The organism is Mucilaginibacter sp. A3364 (assembly GCF_059690715.1).
The window spans coordinates 1-26,281 of record NZ_JCAWED010000003.1 but is presented as its reverse complement, the minus strand read 5'-3'; the positions used below and the strand labels follow the sequence as shown (position 1 = coordinate 26,281).

At 44.8% G+C, this 26,281-nt stretch carries 24 protein-coding genes; 18 read left to right on the top strand and 6 right to left on the bottom strand.

Going from position 1 to position 26,281, the window contains the following annotated elements; all coding sequences use genetic code 11:
- Positions 1–128: 128 nt before the first annotated feature.
- From dctA to AC59JT_RS18210, 10 genes are all read left to right on the top strand, one after another.
- The gene (gene dctA, locus AC59JT_RS18255) at positions 129–1,376 is read left to right on the top strand and encodes a C4-dicarboxylate transporter DctA (RefSeq protein WP_497401743.1); all 1,248 of its coding nucleotides are present in this window, start codon (positions 129–131) and stop codon (positions 1,374–1,376) included.
- A 1-nt stretch (position 1,377) separates the two neighbouring features.
- Positions 1,378–1,830, top strand: coding sequence for a hypothetical protein (locus tag AC59JT_RS18250; protein ID WP_497401741.1), 453 nt, complete (start codon positions 1,378–1,380; stop codon positions 1,828–1,830).
- 168 nt (positions 1,831–1,998) lie between these two features.
- A complete protein-coding gene (gene sucD / locus AC59JT_RS18245) occupies positions 1,999–2,877 on the top strand; it encodes a succinate--CoA ligase subunit alpha (protein WP_497401740.1) in 879 nt (292 codons plus the stop codon).
- Between the two features lie 344 nt (positions 2,878–3,221).
- On the top strand, positions 3,222–3,584 hold the full coding sequence (locus AC59JT_RS18240; RefSeq protein WP_497401737.1) for a methionine-R-sulfoxide reductase: 363 nt from the start codon (positions 3,222–3,224) through the stop codon (positions 3,582–3,584).
- Between the two features lie 414 nt (positions 3,585–3,998).
- On the top strand, positions 3,999–4,970 hold the full coding sequence (locus AC59JT_RS18235) for a ribonucleoside-diphosphate reductase small subunit (protein ID WP_497401735.1): 972 nt from the start codon (positions 3,999–4,001) through the stop codon (positions 4,968–4,970).
- Between the two features lie 77 nt (positions 4,971–5,047).
- The gene (locus tag AC59JT_RS18230) at positions 5,048–7,426 is read left to right on the top strand and encodes a ribonucleoside-diphosphate reductase subunit alpha (RefSeq protein WP_497401733.1); all 2,379 of its coding nucleotides are present in this window, start codon (positions 5,048–5,050) and stop codon (positions 7,424–7,426) included.
- A gap of 194 nt (positions 7,427–7,620) precedes the next feature.
- On the top strand, positions 7,621–8,346 hold the full coding sequence (locus AC59JT_RS18225; RefSeq protein ID WP_497401731.1) for a hypothetical protein: 726 nt from the start codon (positions 7,621–7,623) through the stop codon (positions 8,344–8,346).
- Between the two features lie 29 nt (positions 8,347–8,375).
- Complete coding sequence (locus AC59JT_RS18220; protein WP_497401728.1) at positions 8,376–8,585, top strand: cysteine-rich CWC family protein; 210 nt, start codon at positions 8,376–8,378, stop codon at positions 8,583–8,585.
- Positions 8,586–8,665: 80 nt separating this feature from the next.
- Complete coding sequence (locus AC59JT_RS18215) at positions 8,666–9,097, top strand: hypothetical protein (protein WP_497401726.1); 432 nt, start codon at positions 8,666–8,668, stop codon at positions 9,095–9,097.
- Positions 9,098–9,343: 246 nt separating this feature from the next.
- Positions 9,344–9,955 (top strand): RDD family protein, encoded by a 612-nt coding sequence (locus tag AC59JT_RS18210; protein WP_497401724.1) that lies wholly within the window; start codon positions 9,344–9,346, stop codon positions 9,953–9,955.
- Between the two features lie 189 nt (positions 9,956–10,144).
- Here the strand turns inward: AC59JT_RS18210 and AC59JT_RS18205 are convergent, their stop codons facing one another.
- A complete protein-coding gene (locus AC59JT_RS18205) occupies positions 10,145–11,092 on the bottom strand; it encodes a sugar phosphate isomerase/epimerase family protein (protein WP_497401722.1) in 948 nt (315 codons plus the stop codon).
- Between the two features lie 249 nt (positions 11,093–11,341).
- On the opposite strand from AC59JT_RS18205, the gene AC59JT_RS18200 reads away from it, so the two are divergent.
- The 6 genes from AC59JT_RS18200 (at position 11,342) to AC59JT_RS18175 (ending at position 18,148) form a co-directional block, all read left to right on the top strand.
- Entirely contained in the window at positions 11,342–12,544 is a 1,203-nt protein-coding gene (locus tag AC59JT_RS18200) for a glycosyltransferase WbsX family protein (protein WP_497401720.1), read from the top strand.
- Between the two features lie 84 nt (positions 12,545–12,628).
- A complete protein-coding gene (locus AC59JT_RS18195) occupies positions 12,629–13,975 on the top strand; it encodes a sulfatase-like hydrolase/transferase (RefSeq protein WP_497401718.1) in 1,347 nt (448 codons plus the stop codon).
- 123 nt (positions 13,976–14,098) lie between these two features.
- Entirely contained in the window at positions 14,099–14,842 is a 744-nt protein-coding gene (gene fabG, locus AC59JT_RS18190; RefSeq protein WP_497401716.1) for a 3-oxoacyl-[acyl-carrier-protein] reductase, read from the top strand.
- A 156-nt stretch (positions 14,843–14,998) separates the two neighbouring features.
- A complete protein-coding gene (locus AC59JT_RS18185) occupies positions 14,999–15,622 on the top strand; it encodes a hypothetical protein (protein WP_497401714.1) in 624 nt (207 codons plus the stop codon).
- A 98-nt stretch (positions 15,623–15,720) separates the two neighbouring features.
- Entirely contained in the window at positions 15,721–17,823 is a 2,103-nt protein-coding gene (locus tag AC59JT_RS18180) for a hypothetical protein (RefSeq protein ID WP_497401712.1), read from the top strand.
- A gap of 139 nt (positions 17,824–17,962) precedes the next feature.
- Positions 17,963–18,148, top strand: a complete 186-nt coding sequence (locus AC59JT_RS18175; RefSeq protein WP_497401710.1) for a hypothetical protein — start codon at positions 17,963–17,965, stop codon at positions 18,146–18,148.
- Between the two features lie 54 nt (positions 18,149–18,202).
- Here AC59JT_RS18175 and gldB read toward each other — a convergent pair whose 3' ends face one another.
- Positions 18,203–19,243 (bottom strand): gliding motility lipoprotein GldB, encoded by a 1,041-nt coding sequence (gldB, locus tag AC59JT_RS18170; RefSeq protein WP_497401707.1) that lies wholly within the window; start codon positions 19,241–19,243, stop codon positions 18,203–18,205.
- Between the two features lie 74 nt (positions 19,244–19,317).
- Here gldB and AC59JT_RS18165 point away from each other — a divergent pair, with 74 nt between their 5' ends.
- Entirely contained in the window at positions 19,318–20,967 is a 1,650-nt protein-coding gene (locus AC59JT_RS18165; protein ID WP_497401703.1) for an NAD+ synthase, read from the top strand.
- A gap of 56 nt (positions 20,968–21,023) precedes the next feature.
- On the opposite strand, the gene AC59JT_RS18160 is transcribed toward AC59JT_RS18165, so the two are convergent.
- Both AC59JT_RS18160 and AC59JT_RS18155 read right to left on the bottom strand, forming a co-directional pair.
- Positions 21,024–22,193, bottom strand: coding sequence for a redoxin domain-containing protein (locus tag AC59JT_RS18160; RefSeq protein WP_497401700.1), 1,170 nt, complete (start codon positions 22,191–22,193; stop codon positions 21,024–21,026).
- Between the two features lie 53 nt (positions 22,194–22,246).
- Positions 22,247–23,431: a formimidoylglutamase gene (locus AC59JT_RS18155; RefSeq protein ID WP_497401697.1), complete on the bottom strand. Its 1,185-nt coding sequence runs from the start codon at positions 23,429–23,431 to the stop codon at positions 22,247–22,249.
- 328 nt (positions 23,432–23,759) lie between these two features.
- Here AC59JT_RS18155 and AC59JT_RS18150 point away from each other — a divergent pair, with 328 nt between their 5' ends.
- Entirely contained in the window at positions 23,760–24,725 is a 966-nt protein-coding gene (locus AC59JT_RS18150) for an NAD-dependent epimerase/dehydratase family protein (protein WP_497401695.1), read from the top strand.
- Position 24,726: 1 nt separating this feature from the next.
- On the opposite strand, the gene AC59JT_RS18145 is transcribed toward AC59JT_RS18150, so the two are convergent.
- Both AC59JT_RS18145 and mtgA read right to left on the bottom strand, forming a co-directional pair.
- Complete coding sequence (locus AC59JT_RS18145) at positions 24,727–25,302, bottom strand: PH domain-containing protein (RefSeq protein WP_497401693.1); 576 nt, start codon at positions 25,300–25,302, stop codon at positions 24,727–24,729.
- Between the two features lie 50 nt (positions 25,303–25,352).
- Positions 25,353–26,042 carry a monofunctional biosynthetic peptidoglycan transglycosylase gene (gene mtgA, locus AC59JT_RS18140; protein ID WP_497401691.1) on the bottom strand — a complete coding sequence of 230 codons (690 nt, stop codon included), beginning with the start codon at positions 26,040–26,042 and terminating at the stop codon, positions 25,353–25,355.
- Positions 26,043–26,281 lie beyond the last annotated feature (239 nt).

The following is a 26,281-nucleotide window of genomic DNA, read 5'->3' as shown; positions in this document are numbered from 1 at the left end:
GCGCAGCGAAGGGGGAACGCCATTATTAGTCATTAGGTCATTGGTTATTAAGTCATTAGCATGGTTTGAGATTAATGCCTACCATCCCCATTTTTATATCCTCATAATAATCGTATAATTGCTACACAATGAAACGATTATACACCAACCTAACCTTCCAGGTGCTTGTGGCCATTGCACTGGGTATTGTTGTGGGCCTTTACTATAAACCTTTTGCGCCAACGGCACAGCTGCTTAGCAAAACTTTTATAAGTCTGATAACGATGCTTATTGCGCCTATTATATTCTTCACTATTGTGCTGGGTATTGCCGGCATGAGCGATATGAAGAAAGTGGGCCGGGTAGGTGGCAAGGCGCTGCTGTACTTTGAAATTGTTACCACCTTTGCCTTAATTATAGGCGTTACCATTGCTAATTTTGTAAAGCCGGGCGCCGGTTTTACCAGCAGTGTAAAGTATGATACCAGTAAGCTGGTGGTGTATGAAAAGGCTGCTAATGACATGCATTGGGGCGATTTTTTGTCGCACATCGTGCCGTCGAACTTTTTTGAAGCTTTTGCCAAAGGCGATATTTTGCAGGTGCTTTTCTTTGCCATACTATTTGGCTACGGCTTAAGCCGCATGGGCGATAGCGGGCGCACGGTAATTGAACTGTTTGAAAAACTATCTAAAGTGCTGTTTAATATTATGCATATGGTAATGCGCGTTGCACCCATAGGCGCTTTCGGTGGTATGGCATACACCATTAGCACTTACGGTATTAAAACCTTGCAACCATTGGCGTTGCTCATGGTATCGGTTTATGCTACAATGGCGCTGTTTATTTTTGTGATATTGAATCTAATAGCCCGTCTGTATAAGTTTAGCCTGTGGCAATATTTAAAACATATAAAAGAGGAAATACTGATCGTTCTGGGTACCTCGTCATCTGAACCTGCATTGCCTTTAATTATGGAGAAAATGGAGCGCTTTGGTTGCTCGCGCTCAGTAGTGGGTTTGGTTATACCAACAGGCTATTCGTTTAATTTAGATGGTACAACGATATACCTAAGCATGTCGGTTATATTTTTGGCGCAGGTGTTTAACGTGCCGCTAAGCTGGCAGCAGGAGGTAGGTATTATAGGTATACTGATGGTAACATCAAAAGGCGCGGCAGGGGTAACCGGCAGCGGCTTTATTGTACTTACATCAACCCTGGCGGCGGTAAAAATTATCCCGGTTGAAGGGGTTGCCATATTGTTGGGGGTGGATAGGTTCATGTCGGAAGCGCGGGCTATTACCAATGTGATAGGTAATGGTATGGCAGCGGTTGTTATTGCGAAGAGTGAGAAGGAGTTTGACGAAAGTAAGTATAGGGCGATAGTGGCAGGAGGGTAGTATGTTAAGTTATTTTGATGAGATAAATAAAGCAGGTAGTCTTTATATTGTTAACATAGAGGAGCCCAGGGATACACAGTTGATCGTTTCTATTACAGGGAGTGTTGTCTCAGAGCAAGGCGAAGACCTGATAATAGCCGGTAAAAATATAGGGGCCGCTAAAGCCGTCACCCCGTCTAAGGAAACATACCATATTCATTTTGGACCTTATGTGGCTTATCATATTATAAATGAGAGTTTTGCTAACAGGCTGGGTGAGGAGGAATTTATGGGTGAGCGATTTCGTGTATACGCCAAGTCGGAATATTTAGACTACATCAATACCGTTACATTTGCAAATGCTTATGTAGGTGCTTTTGAAGACACCGCGGCGTTGAAGCATTTCGCTTTTGTATGCCTCAATCATGTGGTGCACGTAGTGTCTTTTAATGATCCTGTTATTACGAAAATTTAGCGTAAGTATAAATGAGGGTAAAAGGCCTGGCGGGACGATGGCGGGTGAATGCGCCTCCATCATAAATATTACAAATAATTAACGTTTTACCTCATTTACCGCTCAAATTAAATTTGACATTATACGCAATAACTTTAGCTTTGCGATTGTAATTGAAAACATATACCAATGAGTGTACTAGTTAATAAAAATTCAAAAGTAATAGTTCAGGGTTTTACAGGTAACGAGGGTAGCTACCATGCCTCGCAAATGATTGAGTATGGTACGCAGCTTGTTGGTGGTGTTACGCCTGGTAAAGGTGGCCAAACTCACCTGGATCGCCCGGTGTTTAATACCGTTGCCGATGCGGTTAAAGAAACAGGTGCCGATGTATCTATCATCTTCGTTCCGCCAGCATTCGCGGCCGATGCCATTATGGAAGCTGCCGAAGCCGGTATTAAAGTTATAGTTTGTATCACCGAAGGTATACCTACTAAAGACATGATACAGGTTAAAGAATACCTGGCTGACAAAGAAAGCCGCCTGATAGGCCCTAACTGCCCGGGTATTATTACTGCTGATGAAAGCAAAATTGGTATTATGCCTGGTTTTATCTTCAAAAAAGGTAACGTAGGTGTGGTTTCAAAATCAGGTACGCTAACTTACGAGGCGGTTGACCAGGTGGTTAAAGCCGGTTTAGGTATCACTACCGCTATTGGTATTGGTGGCGACCCAATTATTGGTACCCCAACCAAAGAAGCGGTTGAATTATTAATGAACGATCCGGAAACTCACGGTATCATCATGATAGGCGAGATAGGCGGTGGTATGGAAGCCGAAGCTGCCCGTTGGATAAAAGAAAACGGTACAAAACCTGTTGTTGGCTTTATTGCCGGCCAGACAGCGCCTCCGGGCCGTAGAATGGGTCACGCGGGTGCTATTGTTGGCGGTGCCGATGATACAGCTGCTGCCAAAATGAAGATCATGGCCGAGTGCGGTATCCGTGTGGTGGAATCTCCTGCGGAAATTGGTGCTGCTATGGCCGAAGAGTTGGCTAAATTGAAATAGAGATCTGAGATATTAGATTTGAGATATGAGAATCCCGGTCAGGTTGGCCGGGATTTTTTGTTTAGCACGAATCGAGCGCGCGGTGTCATGCTGAGCTCCGTCGAAGCATGAGGGTAAAGGCCTCTGCGCTCACACTTCGACGGAGCTCAGTGTGACACCCTTTTTTGCGTCAGTTACATGTAAACATCCCAATCCCAAACAAACACTCCCACCCATTTGTCGTATATTGTATAGATAATAAAAAAGGGATAAGTCAATCCAATTTTTATTTCGTTAAAGTTAATTGAATTAGAAAATCAAACATTCAATGATTCAATAACTCACTCATTAAATCCTTAAAAAACATGCAATACAACAAGCTAACCCCCGACGAAGAATATATCATATTACACAAAGGCACCGAGCGCCCTTTTACCGGCGAATTGTTGAACAATAAGGCCGAAGGTTTATATGTATGCAAACGCTGCGATACCCCTTTATATACATCAGATACCAAGTTTGAATCGCACTGCGGATGGCCGAGTTTTGACGATGAGATACCCGGAGCAGTAAAACGTGTACCCGATGCGGATGGCCGTCGTGTAGAAATTGTGTGTGCTAACTGTGGAGCCCACTTAGGCCACGTATTCGAGGGTGAATATCTGACGCCAAAGAACGTTCGTCACTGCGTAAATTCACTTTCGATGAAGTTTGTGCCAAAAGCATAACCAAAAGTTTTACCAATTTTTTAATAGTGCGGTAATCTAAAATTAATATACTGCAAATCAGTGAGTTCTAATCTCCACAAAAACTTTGTGAATAACTTATAGGTGATGTGCAAAACTATCACTAACAATCAAATCCTCACTACCCTATCTTTGAATTATAAGTTCTTTCGAGCTGCCTGTGTTATCGGCGATCCTTGTCGGTAAACATCGGGGATCATCCCCAAAAAAGATGATCAATATATACTGTTAAGATAGTTTGACGGAGATTAGTGAGGTGAGATTTTTAGAGTAGTTTAAAGGTGATGGTTGCTCGTCGCCCTTTGGCAACAACTGCTCGGCGGCATTGTCGGCTATAATTACCGGGTAGGGCGAAAGAGGAAAATAAAGGTTAAAAACAATAAATTAATAAAGCTAATGGCAGAAGAAACAGAATTATTATTAAGAGAGAACAAGGATCGTTTTGTTATTCTACCTATTAAATATCCCGCCATTTGGGAGATGTATAAAAAGTGTGAAGCCAGCTTCTGGACCGCCGAAGAGATCGACCTTAGCGACGACTTAAAGCACTGGGAAAATCTTAACTCAGGCGAAAAACACTTCATTTCGCATATTCTGGCTTTCTTTGCCGCCAGCGATGGTATTGTAAACGAAAACCTGGCCGTAAACTTTATGAGCGAGGTGCAGTTGCCTGAGGCGCGTTGTTTCTACGGTTTCCAGATCATGATGGAGAACATCCACTCAGAAACCTATGCTTTATTAATTGACACTTACGTTAAAGATCCGGCCGAAAAAGATCGTCTTTTCCACGCTATTGATACTGTACCATGTGTAGGTAAAAAAGCCGAGTGGGCACTGCGTTGGATAGAGGGTGGCAGCTTTGCCGAGCGCCTGGTGGCTTTTGCCGCTGTAGAAGGTATCTTCTTCTCAGGTAGTTTTTGCTCTATCTTCTGGTTAAAGAAACGTGGCTTAATGCCGGGCTTAACCTTTAGTAACGAGTTAATTTCTCGCGACGAAGGTATGCATTGCGAGTTTGCTTGCTTACTGTACAAAATGCTGGAGAACAAGCTATCGACAGAAGCAGTACAAGGTATCATCAAAGACGCTGTTGAAATTGAAAAAGAATTTATCAGCGACGCGCTACCGGTTAGTTTAATTGGTATGAATGCCAAGTTAATGAGTCAGTATATTGAGTTTGTGGCCGACAGATGGTTAGGCGAATTAGGCTACCCTAAATTATACAACGCCACTAATCCGTTTGATTTTATGGAGATGATATCATTACAGGGTAAAACCAACTTCTTTGAGAAACGCGTAGGCGATTACCAAAAAAGTGGCGTAATGAACACCGCCGAAACCAAATCATTCTCGCTGGACGAGGATTTTTAAAGAGAGAAACATCTAACAAAGAAAATAAATATTAACCCCGGCAGGTTTCAAGCGCCTGTCAATAATCGCGTAAAACAATGTTTGTAGTAAAAAGAGACGGTAAGCAAGAGTCAGTTAAATTTGACAAAATAACCGCACGCATCGAGAAGCTGTGCTATGGTTTAAACCCTTCACTGGTTGACCCTGTGGATGTGGCAAAAAAGGTAATTGAGGGTTTATTTGATGGCGTAACCACGTCCGAGCTGGATAACCTGGCTGCAGAAACAGCTGCCTCGTTAACTACCAAACACCCTGATTACGCTTTGCTGGCTTCGCGTATAGCCGTGTCTAACCTGCACAAAAATACCATCAAATCGTTTTCAGAAACCATGCGTAACCTGTACAACTATGTTGACCCAAAAACAGGTAAAAATGCCGCATTGCTTGCCGACGATGTTTACCAGATCATTGAAAAAAATGCTGAAGAGCTTGACAGCAGCATCATTTACGACCGCGATTTCGGTTTTGATTACTTCGGTTTCAAAACTTTAGAAAAATCATACTTATTAAAATTAGATGGCAAAATTGCCGAGCGCCCGCAGCACTTGTTCATGCGTGTATCGGTAGGTATCCACAAAGAGGATATTGCCAGCGCCATCAAAACTTATAACCTGATGAGCGAGCGTTGGTTCACCCACGCTACCCCAACCCTGTTTAACGCAGGTACACCAAAACCACAAATGTCGTCATGTTTCTTGCTTACCATGAAAGATGACAGCATCGACGGTATTTACGATACCTTGAAACAAACCGCTAAAATTTCGCAAAGCGCGGGTGGTATTGGTTTGAGCATCCACAACGTACGTGCTACAGGTTCATACATCAGCGGTACTAACGGTACCAGCAACGGTATCATCCCTATGCTGCGTGTATTTAATGATACTGCACGTTATGTAGATCAGGGTGGTGGTAAACGTAAAGGTGCTTTCGCTATTTATTTAGAGCCTTGGCATGCAGATATCTTTGAATTTTTAGACCTGCGTAAAAACCACGGTAAAGAAGAGATGCGCGCACGTGATTTATTCTACGCTCTTTGGGTAAGCGATTTGTTTATGCAACGTGTTGAAGCTAACGAGGACTGGAGCTTGTTCTGCCCGCACGAAGCACCTGGTTTAGCTGACTGCCACGGTAAAGAGTTTGAAAAACTATACAAAAGATACGAGAAAGAAGGTCGTGCACGTAAAGTGATCAAAGCGCAGGAATTATGGTTTGCTGTATTGGACGCTCAGGTAGAAACCGGTACACCTTACTTGTTATATAAAGATGCTGCCAACGGCAAATCAAACCAGCAAAACTTAGGTACGATAAAAAGCTCAAACTTGTGTACCGAGATCTTGGAGTATACCTCTGCAGATGAGATCGCGGTTTGTAACCTGGCATCATTAGCCTTGCCACGTTATGTGCGCGAAGGTAAATTTGACCACGAGAAACTATATGAAGTGACTTACCAGGCTACTTTAAACCTGAACAAGATCATTGATAATAACTACTACCCGGTTAAAGAGGCCGAGTACTCAAACCTGCGCCACCGCCCTATTGGTTTAGGTGTACAAGGTTTGGCCGATGCTTTCATATTACTGCGTATGCCGTTTGAAAGCCCTGAAGCTAAACAACTGAACAAAGAAATATTTGAAACGATCTACTTCGCTTCAATGACTGCTTCAAAAGACTTGGCTATTGCCGATGGCGCTTACGAAACCTTTAAAGGTTCGCCATTATCAAAAGGTCAGTTCCAGTTTGATCTGTGGAACGTAAAACCGGATAGCGGCCGTTGGGATTGGGAAAACCTGCGCTTAGATGTAATGAACCACGGTGTGCGTAACTCACTGTTAGTAGCGCCAATGCCTACTGCATCTACATCGCAAATTTTGGGTAACAACGAGTGCTTTGAACCATACACTTCAAACATCTACACTCGTCGCGTATTGAGTGGTGAGTTCATCATCGTTAACAAACACTTGCTGCGCGATTTAGTGAATTTAGGCTTATGGGATAATACGATGAAAGATAAGATCATCAGTGCTAACGGATCTATCCAGGATATTGCCGAGATACCACAAGATTTGAAAGACTTGTACAAAACTGTATGGGAGATCAAAATGCGTGATATCATCGATATGGCTGCCGACCGTGGTGCATACATTTGCCAATCACAATCATTGAACTTGTTCATCAACTCGCCAAACGCGTCTAAATTAACTTCAATGCACTTCTACGCATGGAAAAAAGGCCTTAAAACAGGCATGTATTACCTGCGTACACAAGCGGCATCGCAAGCGGTTAAATTTACCGTGGAGAACCAGGGCGGCAAAAATATGGACCCTGTTATACCGGAAGTGGTACAACAAGTTGCCGACGAAATACCAGCAGGCCCAACCTGCTCAATGGAAGAAGGCTGCGTTACTTGTTCTGCATAAAACCGTAGAGGCGCAATGTTTTGCGTCTCCTACATATATCAAAGTCCGGAAGTTGGTTAATCCAGCTTTCGGGCTTTTTTGTTTCAGGTAATATTGGTTGATCAAAAACACTTGTCGCCAATATATTACAGAAAGTTTTTTAGTTTAGGTTAAATAATTTATGCTATTTTAGACGCGTAAATACAACCTGTCACATGCTAATTAACCTTAAACGCCTTTGCTGTCCTTTAGCGATAGTTTCTACCTTATTTTTATTTTCCCTACAAGCGCAGGCACAACGCCGAGCAGGCATTAACGCCGATGGCGATTTGTTAAACGGAAGTTCATCAGGAAGCTCCGCGGGCGGTTACCTGCCTACCGAAGGATGGTCACTATCCCTTAACGGCGGTTTTGAAGCACCGCAAGGCGATTTAAAAACAGATTATAAAGGCGCACCTACACTTGGCCTTACCGTCTCTCGCAGATGGAATCATTTTATCTTCTCGGCTACTGTAGACTACAGGCAATTAAAGCCTAAACAAGCCGTTAGCGAAGTTGACCCTGCCCAACCTGGTCTGGGCACCATTACTATAGGTAACTTTAACGGGGTAGGCTTGTATGCCGGCGCCGCGTACGAGTTTTTGTTAACCCCGGGAGCAAGTATTTACGCGGGCCTTAATGGTGGCTATATTTACTCGTCGAACACGGCGGTGGTAGAAAGCATGGGCTTTAATTCAAGCTCATCCAGCAGTACGCAACTACCTTATTTTGGCCCTAAGCTGGGTTTTAATTTTGCTGTTAGCGATGCCATAAGTATAGGTATACAGGGCAGATATAGCTTAAGCGTTACCGGTGTGCAGGCAAATACCATGACGGGTACGTATGTTACGCCGGGATTTGGTTCGGTAGCCGGTAATTTATTTTTGAATTATAGCTTCTAAATTCCGCTTTATTTGTTATCTTAATATAGATGACAAAGCACGAACTTATACCCTGCGACCGCTGCGGCACCCGAATTGAGTGTAAGGCAAACTCGTACACCAAATGTCAGTGCAGCGTGGTACAACTAACCCTAAACGAGGTGCAATACATCAGCGAGAATTACGAAGGCTGCATGTGTGCCAACTGTTTGCTGGAGTTGCAGGCGGAGTATAGGGAGATGATGGGAGTAAAAGTATAACAACTGATAAGAATGTCATACTGAGCTGCGTCGAAGTATGAGCGTAAAGGCCTTTGCCCGCATGCTTCTAGAGCCTCAGCATGACAACATACACTCACAGTAATTTGATCATGTCCACCTTCACCACCCAAATCCCCTGCGAGTTTGATAAACACTACTCCCTCAAAATACATGACGATGGCCGCGTAGCTTATGCTTATTTAATGGAGAGCGAAGATACAGTTGGCGATGTATGGCTGTACAACCAACAGGAAGCACCACAAACATCCTTTTGGCGCGAAGAAGATATGCCATTTCTAAACCCTAAAGAATACCTTTCTAAAGAAGCCAATATTAAACCCATCCAACAGGAAGGCGACATCCGCACCGAATGGACAGAATCCAAAGACGACGGGTCAATAGAAGTTGGCATTTACATCCGCGATAAATTTATCGCAGCCGTAGCAGTAGGTTCAAAGCCGGGATGGTCTGTACTGGTGGCTAAGGATGGGCCGCTGGCTTATGTATATTAGCAAATAGTGTAAACTTTTTTCAGGACTTGTCAACCGATCAGGGTGCGCCACTTTATTGATGTGTTTTTTCTGCCAATATTTAAAGTGTTGATTTGTAGCGGTTTGTAAATTAACGGGGTGCGCCGCTTTGCGCCGCTTTTTTGATTAAAATATTGATTATTAGGTTTTTATGAAATTTAGGTGCGCCACCTGCGCCACTTTAAAAGTGGCGCACCCAAACCAAATATTAGTGTTAATTTAGGCCTGATGCAAGAAACTACAAACACCTATATCCTCGTAATAAACGGCAAACCCGCAGGCCCGTTCACTATGGATGAGCTGAAGGCCCGCCGCATCAAGCCCGGCGACTTTGTGCGAACCGATACCATGATCGACTACAAAGAGGCTCATGAGATCGCCGAGCTGCGTCAGCTGTTCGGTTTTGAGAAAGAGGTGTTCTTTCAATACTATGGCAGTTTTGACCAACGCCTGCTGGCTGCCGCGATAGATTGGTTTTTGGTGGCACTGGTATGCACAGTAATGGTGTTCATTGTAACCTTGTTTTTAGAAAGTAAGATGGCCCTACTCACAGCAGCTTTGAGCTTGTTAGGTATCATCCCGGCAGTAAAGTTTATATACAACGTAGTGATGGAAAGCTCGGCCAAACAAGGTACCTACGGCAAGCAATTACAGAAAATACGCGTATGCGATATGCAGGGTAATCGCCTCAGCACGGGCCACGCGTTTGGCCGGAACCTGGCCAAGACGCTATCCATACTAACACTATTTGTAGGGTATCTATACGCCTTCTTCAATAAACAACAACAATGCCTGCATGATGTGGTTGTAGGCACTTTGGTAATTAAGGACAGGTTGTGATTAGGAGGCACCTACGGAGCCTGTTATCAACTATTCATCTTGCTATAAACAGGAGGCTCCTAGCGGAGCCGATTTTTACCTACCACCAAAATCAGCTCCGTTAGGAGCTACGTGTTTATAGATATGGATATGTAAAACAAAAGGCTCCGTAGGAGCCCCGTGCTATATCACATCAAAATAAAGCGCTAGTTACGCGTTCAATATATTAGCTATATACTCGCGGCATTTGCTTACCTCTTTCACATCATCGCTTCCGGCAGGTACTTTATATTCCAGCTCAATGGTAGCTGCAAACTTGTAACGATTCTTTTTCATCAGCAGTAATACATCTTTAATGGGTGTATCGCCTTCGCCAAATGGGGTGTTGGGCCCGTTATTTACTTTACGATCCTTAATATGCATGCTGGTAATACGGTCGTGGTATTTCTCAATAAAACCAACCACATCGGGGTTGTTACCGGCAATAAAGTGGCCAATATCCAAATTAACCGCGTTGTATTTTGATTGTGCCAGGGCGGTATCCCACAATTGCGGTGTAGCCTGTGTGTGGGCGTGATAGCCTACATACATTTTATGTTTGGCGGCCAGATCGCCAATACGTTGAGTTTGGGCATCATCATGCTCAGGCATTTCGCAGTTGCAATGTTTGGCACCCAGGGCTTTTGCGGCTTTCAGGGCGTATTCAATTTCGCCATCGGTATTGTTTTTACCGAATACCACCGGTTTGTAGGCATAAATTTTAACACCGGCTTTGTTAAACATTTTGCGCATGGCTTTAAACTTATCCATTGATAAACCGGTGCGCCAGTCGGCCATAATTTTGGCATAGTCGGCGTTTGATTGACCTGTGGCTTTTTTAGGGGCACCAAGCGAAGCTTCGGCGGCATCGCCGCGCAGTTCAACACCGCTTATATTACATTGGATGCAGTACTGCAGCATATCTTCGGCAGTAACCTTCATATTGCGGAACGAGTAGGTGGTAACACCTATCAACACCCCGTTAACTACCGAATCTGGTTTATCGGCCCCGCTAAAAAACGAACCTGCAAACGATGTTTTCGACAAAGTGATAAGCCCCGCAGCGGCAATGGCACCCGTGCTGATAAAGCGGCGGCGCGACAACTGATCATTATTCATAATGTAATGCTTTATAAAATGGTTGTTGCAAAATATAAAATTAAAAACGCAATGCTGTTGTGTAGCAGGTAATATTTACGCTATCGTTTTCGCTGGTATGGTCAAGCCATAACAGTTTATCATATAGACAGCTGATTCTACTTTTGGTAGTAGTTTAAATATACCTTAGGGCACGGACAGTGCATGACAGTTCTTTTTCATTCAAATTATAAGTTTGTTAAGTGGGTGCCCAAAGCCACATTACCAATTATGAAAATTAAAGAATCATGGCTGTTTTCGCTATTGCCTATTGTTGTCTTTTTTACAAGCGTTAAGGCCGTTGCTCAAAGCCATACACAAACTAAAAAGCAATATGATATAGCCGCTTTTTTGTACCCGGCTTATGTTAATGATGATCCGCGGCTGCGTCCGTTCTGGCCATCGGGCATTGGCGAGTGGGAAACGGTCACTAATATGCAACAACGTAATCCCGGCCATTATTGGAACCGCAAACCGCTATGGGGCACCATCAACGAAGCCGACCCGGCCGTAATGGAAATGGAGATAGACCAGGCCACTAAACACGGGGTTAACGTTTTTATTTTTGATTGGTACTGGTATGATGGTCGCCCGTTTATGGAAACTACGCTTAATAACGGATTTCTGAAGGCCAATAATAATAGTAAAATGAAGTTTTACCTGATGTGGGCCAACCACGATGTAGTAAACACCTGGGATACCCGGCTGAACAAGTACAACGAAAATAACGTGATATGGCGGGGGCAGGTAAGTCGTGATGAGTTTGAAAAGATATGCAGGCGCAACATCGAAAAATACTTCAAACAGCCCAACTATTATAAAATAGACGGCAAGCCGGTGTTTATGATATACGATGTACCGCAACTGATAACCGGCCTGGGTGGAGTTGAGCAGGCTGCCGCGGCGCTAAAGTGGTTTAAAGAAGAAACCAAACGGGCGGGTTTCCCGGGCCTGGAGTTACAGTTAACCATGTGGTCGCAAAATTTAAATTATAGTGGGTTTGATGGCAGCAAAACCACCGCGCCCGAAAATGCATTTGTAAAAAAGCTGGGCTTCACCAGCGCTACGCATTACCAGTTTGTACACTTTACAAATGTAGATGATGATTATAACCGTATAATGGAGCGCGTGAAAAATGAGTGGGCACGCATTGATAAAGATTTTGAGTTTGTTTACTATCCCCATGTTAGTATAGGTTGGGATAACAGTCCGCGTACCAGCCGCAGCGCGGTAATGAAAAACAATACCCCGGCCAACTTTGCCAAAGCCCTGCAAACCGCAAAAGATTTTGCCGACGCGCACCCTAAGCAAGTGCCATTGATAACCATAAACAGTTGGAACGAATGGACCGAAACCAGTTACCTGCAACCCGATAACGTATACGGTTATGGATACCTGGAAGCCATAAAAAAGGTATTTATGGGTGGGAATTAATATCGCGGCAGCTAAGCGTAACATGTCATTTACAAAAGTGGCATAAAATGATTTTTCGTTACTTTGGTGTAAACCATTTATAAAGTGAAAAGAAGATTTTTATTAGCCATACTGTTGGCATGCCCGCTTTTGTTGTTAGCACAGCAAAAAGCATCGCGCCCAAACATATTGGTTATCCTGGCCGATGACCTGGGGTATCACGATGTATCCTATTACCATACGCCCGATGTGCGCACGCCAAATATTGATATGCTATGCAGCGCGGGTATGCGTTTTGACAACTTTTATTCCAACTCGCCGGTGTGCTCGCCAAGCCGGGCTTCGCTTATGACGGGGCGTTACCCGCAAATGGTGGGTGTGCCGGGCTTGATCCGCAATAAGCTGGAGGATAACTTCGGGTTTATGACACCGGGTATACAACTGTTGCCGGCTTTATTAAAAAAAGCCAATTACAAAACCGCCATTGTAGGTAAATGGAACCTTGGCCTCGAATCGCCTAACCTGCCTAATCAAAAAGGTTTCGATTATTTCCGCGGTTGGTTAGACGATATGATGGAGGATTACTGGAAACACACCCGCAACGGGATCAACTTTATGCGAGAAAATGATAAGGTTATTACGCCTGAAGGTCACGCCACGGATATATTCACCCAGTGGGCTGTAGATTATATCAACCAACAAAAAAAGGAAACCCCGTTCTTTTTATACTTAGCATATAACGCCCCCCATGCGCCTATACAACCGCCTGATGATTACCTGGCCAAAGTAAAAGCCCGCCAGCCCGGCATCAGCGACAAGCGCGCAAAATTGGTTGCCCTTATTGAGCACATGGACGCCGGTATAGGTAAAGTAATACAAAACCTGAAGGCAAAAGGTGTATATGATAACACCATCATCGTTTTTGTAAGCGATAACGGCGGACAGATAGACCTGGGTGCCAACAACGGTAACGTGCGCGATGGCAAAGGCACCATGTATGATGGCGGCATCCGCGTGCCGGCTTTGGTGGTTTGGCCAAATCAAGTTAAGGCAGGTTCGGTTAACAGTGAACGATTGATGCATATGGATATTTTCCCGACGCTGGCGGAAGTGACTGGTGTAACGCCTGCGCAGAAGTTGGATGGTGTAAGTTTTCTTTCGGTACTGCAAAATAACAACGCTAAGCTGGCCGCCCGCCCGCTGTTCTTCACCCGCAGGGAAGGCGGCGGTTACGGCGGCAAAACATCCGACGCGGTGATTAATGGTGATTTTAAATTTATGCAGAACACGCCAACACAACCCTTCGAGCTTTATAATATGGTTAAAGATCCCCTTGAAAAGCATAACCTGGCGGATAGTAACCTGGCCATGCGCCGCACCATGAACCAGTTATTGATGAAGCAGGTACAACGCGGTGGTAGCGTACCGTGGCAAAGGCCGGAGGGAAAATAGAAATTGAGCATAAGGCTTGCGCACCCTGCCTCTCGCAAAGGAAACTAAAACGGTGAGCCCTTTCATCAACTTTTCACCCAAATTTCTTATCTTCGGCACCCGTAACTGATTCTGAAAAGTTTTATGAAATTATTACAAGGAAAAACAGCGTTAATAACCGGAGCATCAAAAGGTATTGGGCGCAAAATTGCCGAGAAGTTTGCAGAGCATGGCGCTAATGTGGCTTTCACTTATTTATCGTCTGTTGAAAAAGGACAAGCTTTAGAGCAGGAACTGCAAAGCTTTGGTACCACTGTAAAAGGCTACCGCAGCGACGCTTCGAAATTTGACGAAGCCGAAAAACTGATAAGCGACATTATTGCCGACTTTGGCACTTTACATATTGTAGTTAACAACGCCGGTATTACCAAAGATGGTTTGCTGATGCGCATGACCGAAGAGCAATGGGACGACGTATTAACCGTTAACCTAAAATCTATATTTAACGTAACCAAAGCGGCATCAAAAATTATGATGAAAAACCGCGATGGTGTGTTTATTAACATGAGTTCGGTTGTGGGTGTTGATGGTAACGCTGGTCAGGCCAACTACGCGGCATCAAAAGCCGGTATCATTGGTTTCAGCAAGTCAATGGCTAAGGAGCTTGGCTCACGTAACATACGTACCAACGTTATTGCCCCGGGTTTTATCCGCACCGAAATGACCGACGTGCTTGACCCTAAAGTGGTTGAAGGCTGGGAAGCAGGCATCCCGCTTAAACGCGCCGGCGAAGTTGACGACGTGGCCAACGCCTGCGTTTTCTTAGCTTCAGACATGGCAACCTACATCACCGGCCAGGTTATCCCGGTTGATGGTGGGATGTTGTAATTTAGATTTCGGATTTCGAATTTTCAATTTCGGATTTTTCGGGCGCCGGATGTCATGCTGAGCTCCGTCGAAGCATGAGCGCAAAGGCCTGATAAATTGATATTAAAAGAGCATATTTGTTATACAAATATGCTCTTTTTGTTTAAACCTGAATCGATGTATAAACTAACCTTACTCTTATTATTTGCCCCCTTAATAACCTTCGCTCAAACGAAGCCATTACCTCGTCAGCAAAAGTTACCTCAAACTGCAAAAGAGTGGGCGTTGGTAAATAAACTCGCAGATAAAGAATACCAATGTTTCGATAGCAAAAAGTATAGTGCTAAGCAACGCCTGAGTTTTTTTCCGTTTAATAATGCTGTTCAGATAAGACTGGTTTCGTTTGCTGATACTAGTAGAATATACACGCCCCTAAGTGTAAATAATTTTGCGATAGATGAAAGTAAAATAATAGAAAGCCGACTATTAACTCCTAAGGGTATCGATTCATTAACCCGTATTTTATATAACGTTGGTCGTACTCCCGTGAAAGAAGTTACTGTTACAGTTGCAGATGCCGGCCATAGTTGTTATCAACCCAGAAATGCCATTCTGTTTATCAATAGTCAAGGACGGGTAACGCAGTATATTGAATTATGCTTTGGATGCAACAGGTATTATTTTAGTTCGAGCAAAATGCGTCCGATGGAGACCTGTGAACAAAAGTTTGATATGCTTAAAGCATTCTTTCTTAAACGAGATATCAAATACGGGCCACAAAAGCCCGATGGAGGTTGGTAGTTTAATATCCGAATTGATACACAAATCCCCACCCAACATTCACAATTATTTCGCATTTTGCAATAACGTAAAACGTACCACGTATAACGTACAACCACATGTACAACCTACAAATGCTGCTATTTTCAATAACCTGGGGAACTGTTTCGGGCTGGTGGGCACCTGTTTGCCTGCTGCTGGGCGTGCTGTATGCGTGGTTAATGTACAGGCAGCCTATAGGGTTGGATAAAAAATACCGGTATGGTTTGGCGGCAGGTAGGGCCATAGCCGTTTTCCTTATTGCCTTGTTACTGGTTTCGCCTTTAGTACAATCGTTAAGTTATAAGCCTCAAAAGCCTTTGGTGTTGGTGGCGCAGGATAATTCCCAATCGGTAAATACCTTTAAGCCGGCGGGTTTTAATGCTGTCGCGATGGTGGACGATTTGGCTAAGTTGAAAAACCAACTGGGCGATGATTACGAAGTACACGAGGTTAACTTTGACCGCGACCTGCATGACGGCCTTTCCAAAACCTTCAACGGCAAACAAACCGATATCGCAGCTGCCTTACGCAAACTGAACGACAGTTACGTAAACCAAAACATCGGCGCTGTAATATTGGCAAGCGATGGCCTGTACAACCAAGGTGCCGACCCGCAATACGAAGCCCGTAAGCTTAAAGCTAGCTTTTACACCATTGCCCTGGGCGATACCATTGCTCGCCGCGATCTGCTCATCAGCAACGTTAACTACAATAAAACGGCTTTCCTGGGTAATGATTATGAGATAGAGGTGCTGGCCGAAGCCTGGCAAAGTAATGGCGAAACCATGCGCCTCAGCATTACCGATAACGGCAGGCAGGTACACAGCCAAAACATCCCGGTAAGCGGCAACGCCTTTAAAAAAGTTATCCCGGTAAAATTGAATGCTGATAAAAAAGGCATCCATAAACTTAATATCAGCATAGCGCCGGTAAAAAACGAACTATCCGCTCAAAACAATAACGAAACGGTTTATATAGAAGTGCTGGATGCCCGCCAAAAGGTATTACTGGTTTATGATGCCACGCACCCGGACATTACGGTAATCCGCCAGGCTATAGAAAGCAACAAAAACTACGAGTTTAAATCCTTACAACTGGCCGATGCTTCGGCGGTTAAATGGGCCGATTATAGTTTGGTGATCCTGTATCAGCCGACATCGGATGCGTTTGCTTTGCTGCGCGATCTGTTAACCCAATACAAAACACCGCTGTGGTATGTGCTGGGTGCGCAGGCCGATATCCGCAGTTTTAACGCCCGCCAAAAAATGGTAACGGTGAGTACTAATCAATACCAGATGCAGGAGGTTTTTGCGCAGCCGGTTAATGATTTTGCATCGTTTACACTGTCTGATTCTACTATACAGAAAGTAAACAAAATGCCGCCGCTGATGGCACCGTTCGGCAATTACGGAATCGCGGCAGCTAACGCGGTGTTGTTTAAACAACGCATCGGCGCGGTGGCTACCTCGTATCCCTTACTGGCCTTCGGCGATGACAATGGCAGGCGGATAGGTGTACTTACAGGCGAAGGTTTATGGCGCTGGCACCTGTCGGAGTTTGAAACCTATGGCAATCACCATGCGGTAGAAGAACTGTTTAGCCAGGGCGTGCAATACTTAACCGCAAATGCCGACAGGCAGCGTTTCAGAGCCTATCCATCAAAAAATATATTTGACGAAGGTGAGCATGTGCTCATCAACGCCGAACTATACAACGATGCGCTCAACCTAACCAATGTGCCCGATGTTAAACTGGATCTGAAAAGCACCGACGGTAAAAACTATAGTTTTTTATTCACGCGTAGCGGACAAAGCTACCAACTGGATGCAGGCACTTTACCTGTAGGCGAATACAACTATACGGCCACCACCAAACTAGGCACGCGCCCGTTCACGGCCACGGGCCAGCTAACCGTTAAACCGCTAAACCTGGAGATACGCCAAAGTATGGCCAATCACCAGTTGCTGAACAACATTGCGCAGCAAAGTGGCGGTAAAATGTTGAAGACATCGCAGATAAACCAGATAGCTGATCTTATTCGCAAAAACGAGAACGTGAAAACGCTGGTTTACGAGGATAAGCACTACAGCGATATGATTGACGTGAAATGGTTGTTTGCTATTATAGCTTTGCTGTTAAGTGCCGAATGGTTGCTTCGCAAGCGCGAAGGAGAGGTGTAGAAAATTTCGAAATTCGAATGTTCAATTTCGAATTTGTTTTTTTGCGAAATCTTGTCAACAAAAACTTCAAAACAATATTAGTTTTTCAGTAAACATTTATATTTTTGTGGCAAACAAAAAATAGAGCATTATGAACACAATGGAGAATGCAAACGATACACGTCATTACGTACTTTTAACTATTGCCATCATTATTGGTTTAGTTGGCGTATACCTGCGTTTTGCCGATTTTAAATACGCATCAGCTGTAGCTAACGTTATTTTGGTAATTGGTACCATCATCAGCTTAAAAGCAGTGTTCGCTATTATGAATGATAAGAAATAGTTTCAAAACCAAAAGCATATAAAAAGAGCGTTAGGTAATCCCTAACGCTCTTTTTTATTTAGGGCGATATTTGCTGTCGTTTAGTATTTTTTGTCCGTTGCTGTTGGCCATCAATTGTTGCAGCGTTACGTTTGGATTTTTCTCCATATAGGTTCGTACTATCTGCCAGCCCGTCCAGCTACCTAGTTTGGGTGCCGAATCCTCCTGCGTGCCAATGCCCGGGGTAAAAGGTGCTTCGTTTAAATAGGTTTGTGTTTTCTGATAGTCGGTTTCATACAGCAGGTTTTGCTCCAGGAACCAGGCCCAAATGTTGGCTTGGTTATCGGTAACAAACTTTAGTTGTTTAGGCGTATAGCCTATCTTCAGGCTGTCGGGTGTATCCGGCAGCACCTTATCCATAAAGTACAATATCTTGCCGTTATATATCATTTTATCCAATAGGGTAGTTTGATTATCGTTCTCCGGAAACATCTCTTCACGCGCTATGCCTTCCACAATGCGTGGCGCAATATTAGGCGCATTAAAGCGGCGCGATATGTAACGCGGGAAGTTTTCAACCAAAGCCGGGTAAAATCTGGAGTTAGCACCCAAAAACAGATCTAACCCTATACCCACGTAACCTTCGCCAATAACGGTTTGCGCTTTAAAGCCCGAAAAGTAGGCGTACACTTTGGGCGTTTTTTTCTGCGGATAATAATATTTAATGCGGCGAAAGGCATCGGTCAGTTCCTCGTTCTGTTTCTCCATATCGCCGGGATATACAGAATCTACATCGTGCTTCAGATCTTTATAAGCCTGCGCGGCAAATATCTGGCGCATCAGGCCGAAGTAGGCCGTATCGGCTACGCTACCGGCTTCCAGCATTTGTTGAATGTAATCAGCATAAAATGCCCCGTAGTGCTTTTGCATATAGGCGGCCTGTTGGGCCATGGGTTTTGTCCGCATAGCGTCAAGATCGCGGTCAAAGCGTTCGATCTTTACATCAATGTCTATATTGCTTACATCTATTTTGTCGTTGTTATTACAGGATGCAAACAATATCGCCGCTAAAAAAAATAAAAAAACAGGTTTGATGTTATGGTAGCTTGTTATCATTTTTATACTTTCAACAAAATTAGCTTATTATTGCACTAAGGTGCAAATGCCGGTACTTCTATTCTACAAAACATATGAAAATAGCACTAGCCCAACTTAACTATCATATCGGTAATTTTGAGTCGAACACGGCTAAGATCATACATCATATCCGCGAAGCCAAAACAAATGGCGCCGACCTGGTGGTATTTGCCGAACTATGTATAAGCGGCTACCCCGCGCGGGATTTCCTGGAGTTTAACGCTTTTATTAAGCAATGCGAAGAAGCGGCTCAACAGGTAGCTGTGGAATGTAAGGATATTGCCTGCATAATAGGCCTGCCTATACCCAACCTTAAACCCGAAGGTAAGGATCTGAACAACTCCGCCTACTTTATCGAAAACGGAAAAGTGAAAGCCATAGTAAATAAGGCTTTGTTGCCTAATTACGATATTTTTGACGAGTACCGCTATTTTGAGCCATCAACAGAGTTTAACTGTATAGATTATAAAGGCAAACGCATAGCCCTCACCATTTGCGAGGATCTGTGGAATACGATAGAGAACCCGCTGTACATTACCCGCCCGATGGATACGCTGATCAAACAGAATCCGGACGTGATGATCAACATAGCGGCATCGCCATTTGCTTATAATCATGATGAAGAGCGAATAGCGATATTGAAAGATAATGCCAGCCGTTATAACCTGCCCTTGCTATACGTTAACCACGTAGGCGCGCAAACCGAGTTGATATTTGATGGCGGTTCGCTGGTGTTTGACAAGGCAGGTAACTTGGTTGATGAAATGCCATACTTTAGCGAAGCGATGGCCTATTATACTTTGGGCGATAACGGCGCTATTACATTCGATCATCCATCAACCGCAAAAGCCGAACGCGATTCAGATATCGCCCAAATACACCAGGGATTGATATTAGGCATACGCGACTATTTCCACAAATCAGGCTTTACAAAGGCTACATTAGGTTTATCTGGCGGAATTGATTCAGCAGTAGTATGCGCACTTGCCGCAGAAGCTTTGGGGCCGGAAAATGTGATGGCCGTTTTGCTGCCGTCAAAATTTTCGAGCGACCATTCTATAAAAGATGCCGAGGATCTGGTAGTAAACTTAGGTTGCTTATCAGAAACTGTCGCGATAAAATCTATCACCGATTCTTTTGAGGCGGCCCTGTCGCCACAGTTTAAAGATCTGCCATTTAACATTGCCGAAGAGAATATCCAATCGCGTAGCCGTGCCGTGGTGCTGATGGCTATGTGTAATAAATTTGGTTACATATTGCTCAACACCTCCAACAAAAGCGAAGCCGCTGTAGGCTACGGTACCTTGTATGGCGATATGTGCGGCGGTATATCTGTTATTGGCGATGTATATAAAACGCAGGTGTTTCAGCTGGCGCGATACATCAATCGAAATGGCGAGATCATCCCCGAAAATACCATCGTTAAACCACCATCAGCTGAATTGCGACCTAATCAAAAAGATTCAGACTCACTACCGGAATATGATGTGCTTGACAAAATAATTTATGAATACGTAGAGCGCCGCAGTTCACCGGCCGAGATCATTGCCATGGGCTACGCCGAACAAACAGTAACCCGCGCCATTAAACTCATTAACTCGGCTGAGCATAAACGCTATCAAACGCCGCCGATACTACGCGTATCGCCTAAAGCGTTTGGTATGGGCAGAAGGATGCCGATAGTTGGAAAGTATTTGCAGTAACCACTCCCGGCCTCCCCGAAGGGGAGGAGTAACAAACGATATTATTGAAGGCTTAATTAGCCCCCCCCCTTTGGGGAGGGTTGGGTGGGGTTTAGCACCTCCGCCAGCTTCGCATCCAATTCAGCACCACGCAAATCCCGCGCAATGATCTTGCCATCAGGATCAAGCAGGAAACTGGCCGGAATAGAAGCAATTTTGTAAAGGCGCGCCGCCTGGTTGTCCCAAAATTTCAAGTCGGACACGTGCGTCCAGAATAGCTTATCGGCATAAATAGCCGCAGCCCACTTTTCTTTATCAGTAGGTTTATCCAGCGAAACACTTAGTATAGTGAAATTTTTAGTTTTGAATTTATTATAAGCGCGCACCAGGTTAGGGCTTTCGGCGCGACAAGGGCCACACCATGATGCCCAAAAATCCAACAACACATATTTACCACGGAAGGATGATAGCTTGATAGGTTTGCCATTAACGTCGTTCTGCGTAAAATCCGGCGCTATCGAACCAATAGCCGTGGCCAGCGCAACATCAACTGCGCTTTTTATCTCTTTAGCTAACTCTTTTTCCTTTACAGCCGGCGAAAGCGAATTTAACAGCTCGCCAACTTCGGTGGGGTTGCCTCGTTGGGCCAGCATACGCAAAACGTACAGGCTAAAATAATTATCAGGGTGGGTTTTAACGTAGTTAGATAACAGGGCTTCCTGCTTTAACCGAAGCGGTTTGTACTTATCCTGTATGGTACGCTTAAATTCTTCCGAAGTCTTTTGTTGTGCAGTAGCGCGGTCAAATTCTGCCGTTACAGCGGCGGCCTCCTTACCAATAAGATCAAGCTGTACAGTCAGTACTTTATTGTCCGCGTTAATTGGCGAATTGATGACTTCTGCCGCATAAATCGAATCTTTAACACCTTTTATGGTGGTGGTATCCTTATCTATAAAAAAGCTGATCACATCAGACTTTTTTGGGTCGATGGTCGATATGTGCTCACCGTTATGGGCAATGACCAGGAACGCCGGCACAGGGTCAACTATAGTTCCGCTTATAGTAAACTTGCCATCCACAATAGCTGCCGAATCAAGCATCTGCGTGGCGCCAAAACTATAGATAAGGTAAGCCCGGGCCGGCGCGTTTAGTTTGCCAACCTGGCTGTTTATCGTAAAACGTTGAGTTGACTGGGCAAAAACCAGCGATGGTATAATGGCCGTTATCAGCAAGAATAATTTTTTCATGTAATTTGTAAAGTACAATCCCTAAACGCATAATAAGGGATTGCATTGCCTTATTAGTTCAATTTTTGATATGTGCGCCACCAAAGATCGGGCATTTCGCCGGAGGTTGCGGTTTTATAATCATCATACTGGCAGGGCACCAGGTGGAAGCGTTCGTTTTTTGAGCCGCCGCTTGGGTAGGGCACCTGCATCCACCAGCGGTCGCTTTTTTTGCTTTTTACAAATACCAGTTCATGGTCTTCATGTGTGAGGCTGGTTTTATAGATCAAATACTGCGATTTTGGCTGCAGCGGGAAATCCTTCTTACGGTTATACACCCCGTCTATAAAATACCATATCATCTGCGACAGCAAGGACGCGGTTTGCCCATTATTGTCATAGGCCGGGTTAAACTCGTAAAAACCAATCGACGTCAGTTTATCATTGAAGCCTGCATAGCGGCATATCTGGCAAGCTTCTTCACCGTAAAAGCCGTTCGGGGTGGCGTTGGCGTTGGCAATGGCATCGCTTGAGCGGATGGCGCTGACGTCAAAACTTACCATATTGGCATTGCGGATGATAGGCTCGGCTACTTGAATATTGCCGCTGAGGGCGCCGAGGCGGTGTACATCAAAATACAGCTTCTCCATTACCCGCAAGCTATCCTGGCTGGCGAAAAAGGTTTGGTAACCCAGATTACTGTAATTGAACAGGTAATTAGGCTCGTGCAGGAAAATTTTATTGAGGTACGAGGTTGAGGTGGTTTCTATGCTGTCCAGATTCTCATCATCATCCAGGTCAAAGTGCGAATCAACTACTACCAGGTCAACCTTTTGCTCAAGGGTTTCATAGCCGAGGTATTGGGCATAGGTAAGGTCCTGCCCGCCGCCGATGATGAGGGGGATAATATCCTTTTTGATCAGTTCGGCTACTGCGGTTTTTACGGCGTAATAGGTGTCGGTTACCGTTTCGCCCTGGCGGATGTTACCCAGGTCGACAATTTTGGTTTCGTACGCGCCTTCATGCAACTGGTACAGCTTTTCGCGCACGTAATCGGGAGCCAAGGCGCAGCCTGAATTGTTAACGGCGTTTCGATCGTCTAACACGCCGATGATGGCTATGTTAAACTCCTGGTCCATATCCGGGAATTCCTCGCCCGAATAATGCGCGATCTTACTACCCATGTGGCTGGTATAGTAACCTGCTTTGGGCATGATCTTATTGAGGTCTATCGGGGTAAAGAAATCGGATAGGGACATAGTTTTTGATCTGCGAATAGGCAGACGTGCAAATATGCATTGAGATGTGCAGATATGCAAATGTGCGGATGTGCAAATGTTTTTTAATTGTGCGGATGTAAAATAGGGCGCAGTGTAGCGCCGTATGCGTAGCACGCTACACTGCTACACCTGGTGTAGCATGCTACAGCGCTCGTTATCAGGTGTATGGATTTTTTGGTGGCACGGTTTTGTCAGTGGGGGCGCTACACCATAGTTCTCTGCATGTTTTTCAACCTTGCACATCCCGCCCTCAATCTGCATATTTGCACATCCGCACATCTGCATATTCGCACATCTGCACATCTATATGATACTGGTAACAGGCGCAACAGGTTTTTTAGGGGCTGAAGTAGCTAAGCAATTGGCCGATGCCGGCGCACAGGTGCGTTGTACTAAGCGGGCCACATCGGTTATCCCAGCCTTGTTACAGCCTTATACGCAGATAGCGTGGGTGGAAGCTGATATGCTGGATGTGTTTGCCCTGGAGGAAGCCTTACAAGGCGTTACGCAGGTTTATCATTGCGCGGCCTGGGTATCGCTTAAACAAGCTGATAAGGAACCCATGATAGTGGTCAATATTAACGGCACTGCTAACCTGGTTGATCTGTGTAATGATCTGGGCATCCGCCTTGTGCATACCAGCTCCATAGCCGCTATCGGCACCGCCAAACCGGGCGAAATGATCACCGAGAATCAACATCTAGACATTGATAAAGAGAACGACGGCTACGCCATATCAAAGCTTGAAAGCGAGATGGAAGTATGGCGCGGTATTGCCGAAGGACTGGACGCCGTGATCGTTAACCCATCATTGATCATTGGGCCGGATGCTGGTGTTTTGGGTAGCGGTGAGTTATTTGAAACCGTACGCAAAGGCCTGAAAGTGTACACGCAAGGTACAGCCGGTTTTGTTGATGTACAGGATGTGGCCAAGTGCATGATAGCCTTGATGGCTACAAATATTACCGCCGAACGCTTCATTATCAGCGCCGAGAATCGTGACTATAAAAGCCTTACTGCCGAAATTGCTCAAGGCTTCGGCATAGCGCCGCCATCCATACTGGCCAAACCCTGGATGATGGAAGCCGCCTGGCGCCTGGCCCGCGTTGTTTCTTTGATCACCCGTGGTAAACCATTCATTGATAAAGTATCTGCCAAAGCCGCCAGCGAAGTGCGCAACTTCGATAATAGCAAGATAAAAAAAGCTATCGGCATTGAATTTAAGCCTGTCAGCGAAACCATTTTACAGGTTTGCCAACGCTTAAAGCAATAGGCTAGTTTGCCGGTTGGTGCTGTTGCTGCAATATCAAATTATAAACATTCCTTACATCCGGAATAAACTCAAGCGCGGGTGCCGGTTTTTGAGCACGGTTTCCGGGCCAGCCCTGAATATAGAAACCCGCAAGCGCGCTTTCCGAATCGAGCTTTATTGTGCCGCTGCCATCACTTTTTTGGCTGATGCTTAAGTTAGCCAGGTTGCGGATGTTGAACGATTCGACCGTAGATTTAAATACGCCCGATTTTATAATTACCCGGTTATTGGTTATGCCATAGGTTGTTTTATCGCGGTTCTTTTTATCGAAAAAAAAGCGACCGATGCTGATATAAAAGCCAACGCAAATAAAAGGTATTCCCCATAGGGTAAAGAAAAAAGGCGCACCACTTGCTGTCGCGGTTGTCTCCCAAAATATAGCGAAGCCGAACCATAACAAACTAAAGGGAATCATCAAGGCATCGCTCGGCCTGAATAGGATGCCGGTTTTGGGTTTGCCCGACCAAAGTAGCTTTTCGTTCGGCAATAGCTCATATTGTAATTCCTTTTGCGCGTCGAAGTCGTGGGGGATAAGCATGGTTTAATTGTTTAGGTTAAGGTATTTATGTTTTTGAGAAAGATAGATCGTTAAAAATCCAACGGCCCTAATCTTCTCATATTCTTCAATATCAAATACTGCCTGTGCGCTACATAACGACTGGGGTTAGTGACCGACCATTTTAACGGACTAGGAAATATAGAGGCAATAGCCGCGCATTGCCTGCGCGTAAGTTTATCAGCATCTTTATGAAAATAGGCCTGCGAGGCCGCTTGTACGCCATAAATGCCATCACCCATTTCGATTACATTAAGGTAAACCTCCATAATGCGTTTCTTGCTCCAAAAGATCTCTATCAGCAACGTAAAATAAGCCTCAAAACCCTTACGCACCCATGAGCGACCCGGCCACAGGAAAACGTTTTTTGCTGTTTGTTGTGATATGGTGCTGCCGCCTATAAGCTTGTTGCTTTTTGAGTTTTTTTGGATAGCTTTTTGAATGGCGTTAAAATCAAAGCCATGGTTTTCCATAAAGGTTTGGTCTTCGGCGGCAACGGCGGCGCGGGGCATACCGTCGGCAATTTCATCAAAGTCGCGCCATTCTTTGTCTATTTTCCATTCCTTGCCGTCGGCTTTACGTTCAAAGCCACGGGTAAGCATGAGCCAGGTGATAGGCGGGTTGATAAAGCGCAGGCAGATCACCCAAAACAGGCTGATAGCCACAAACGCGATAACGAATATTTTTACAAAGCGCCAGATGAGTTTGCCAAGACCTTTCATGAGGGCGAATATAATTATTTCGGATATCGGATGTTAGATTTCGGATTTGTTTTTTGTCCAGCGCAGTGGAGGTTATGAATAAATTGCATATCGCTCGTATAGGCCCTTCACGCACATGGCTTGCCCCGCTCATGGCCGCGGAGGCCTAGATACTTTTGTCTGTAGCCACAAAGATTCTGTGTTGTAAAGCAAATAATATTTTACCTTTGTAATCATTAAGGCGGCTTAAGCTAGCCTGT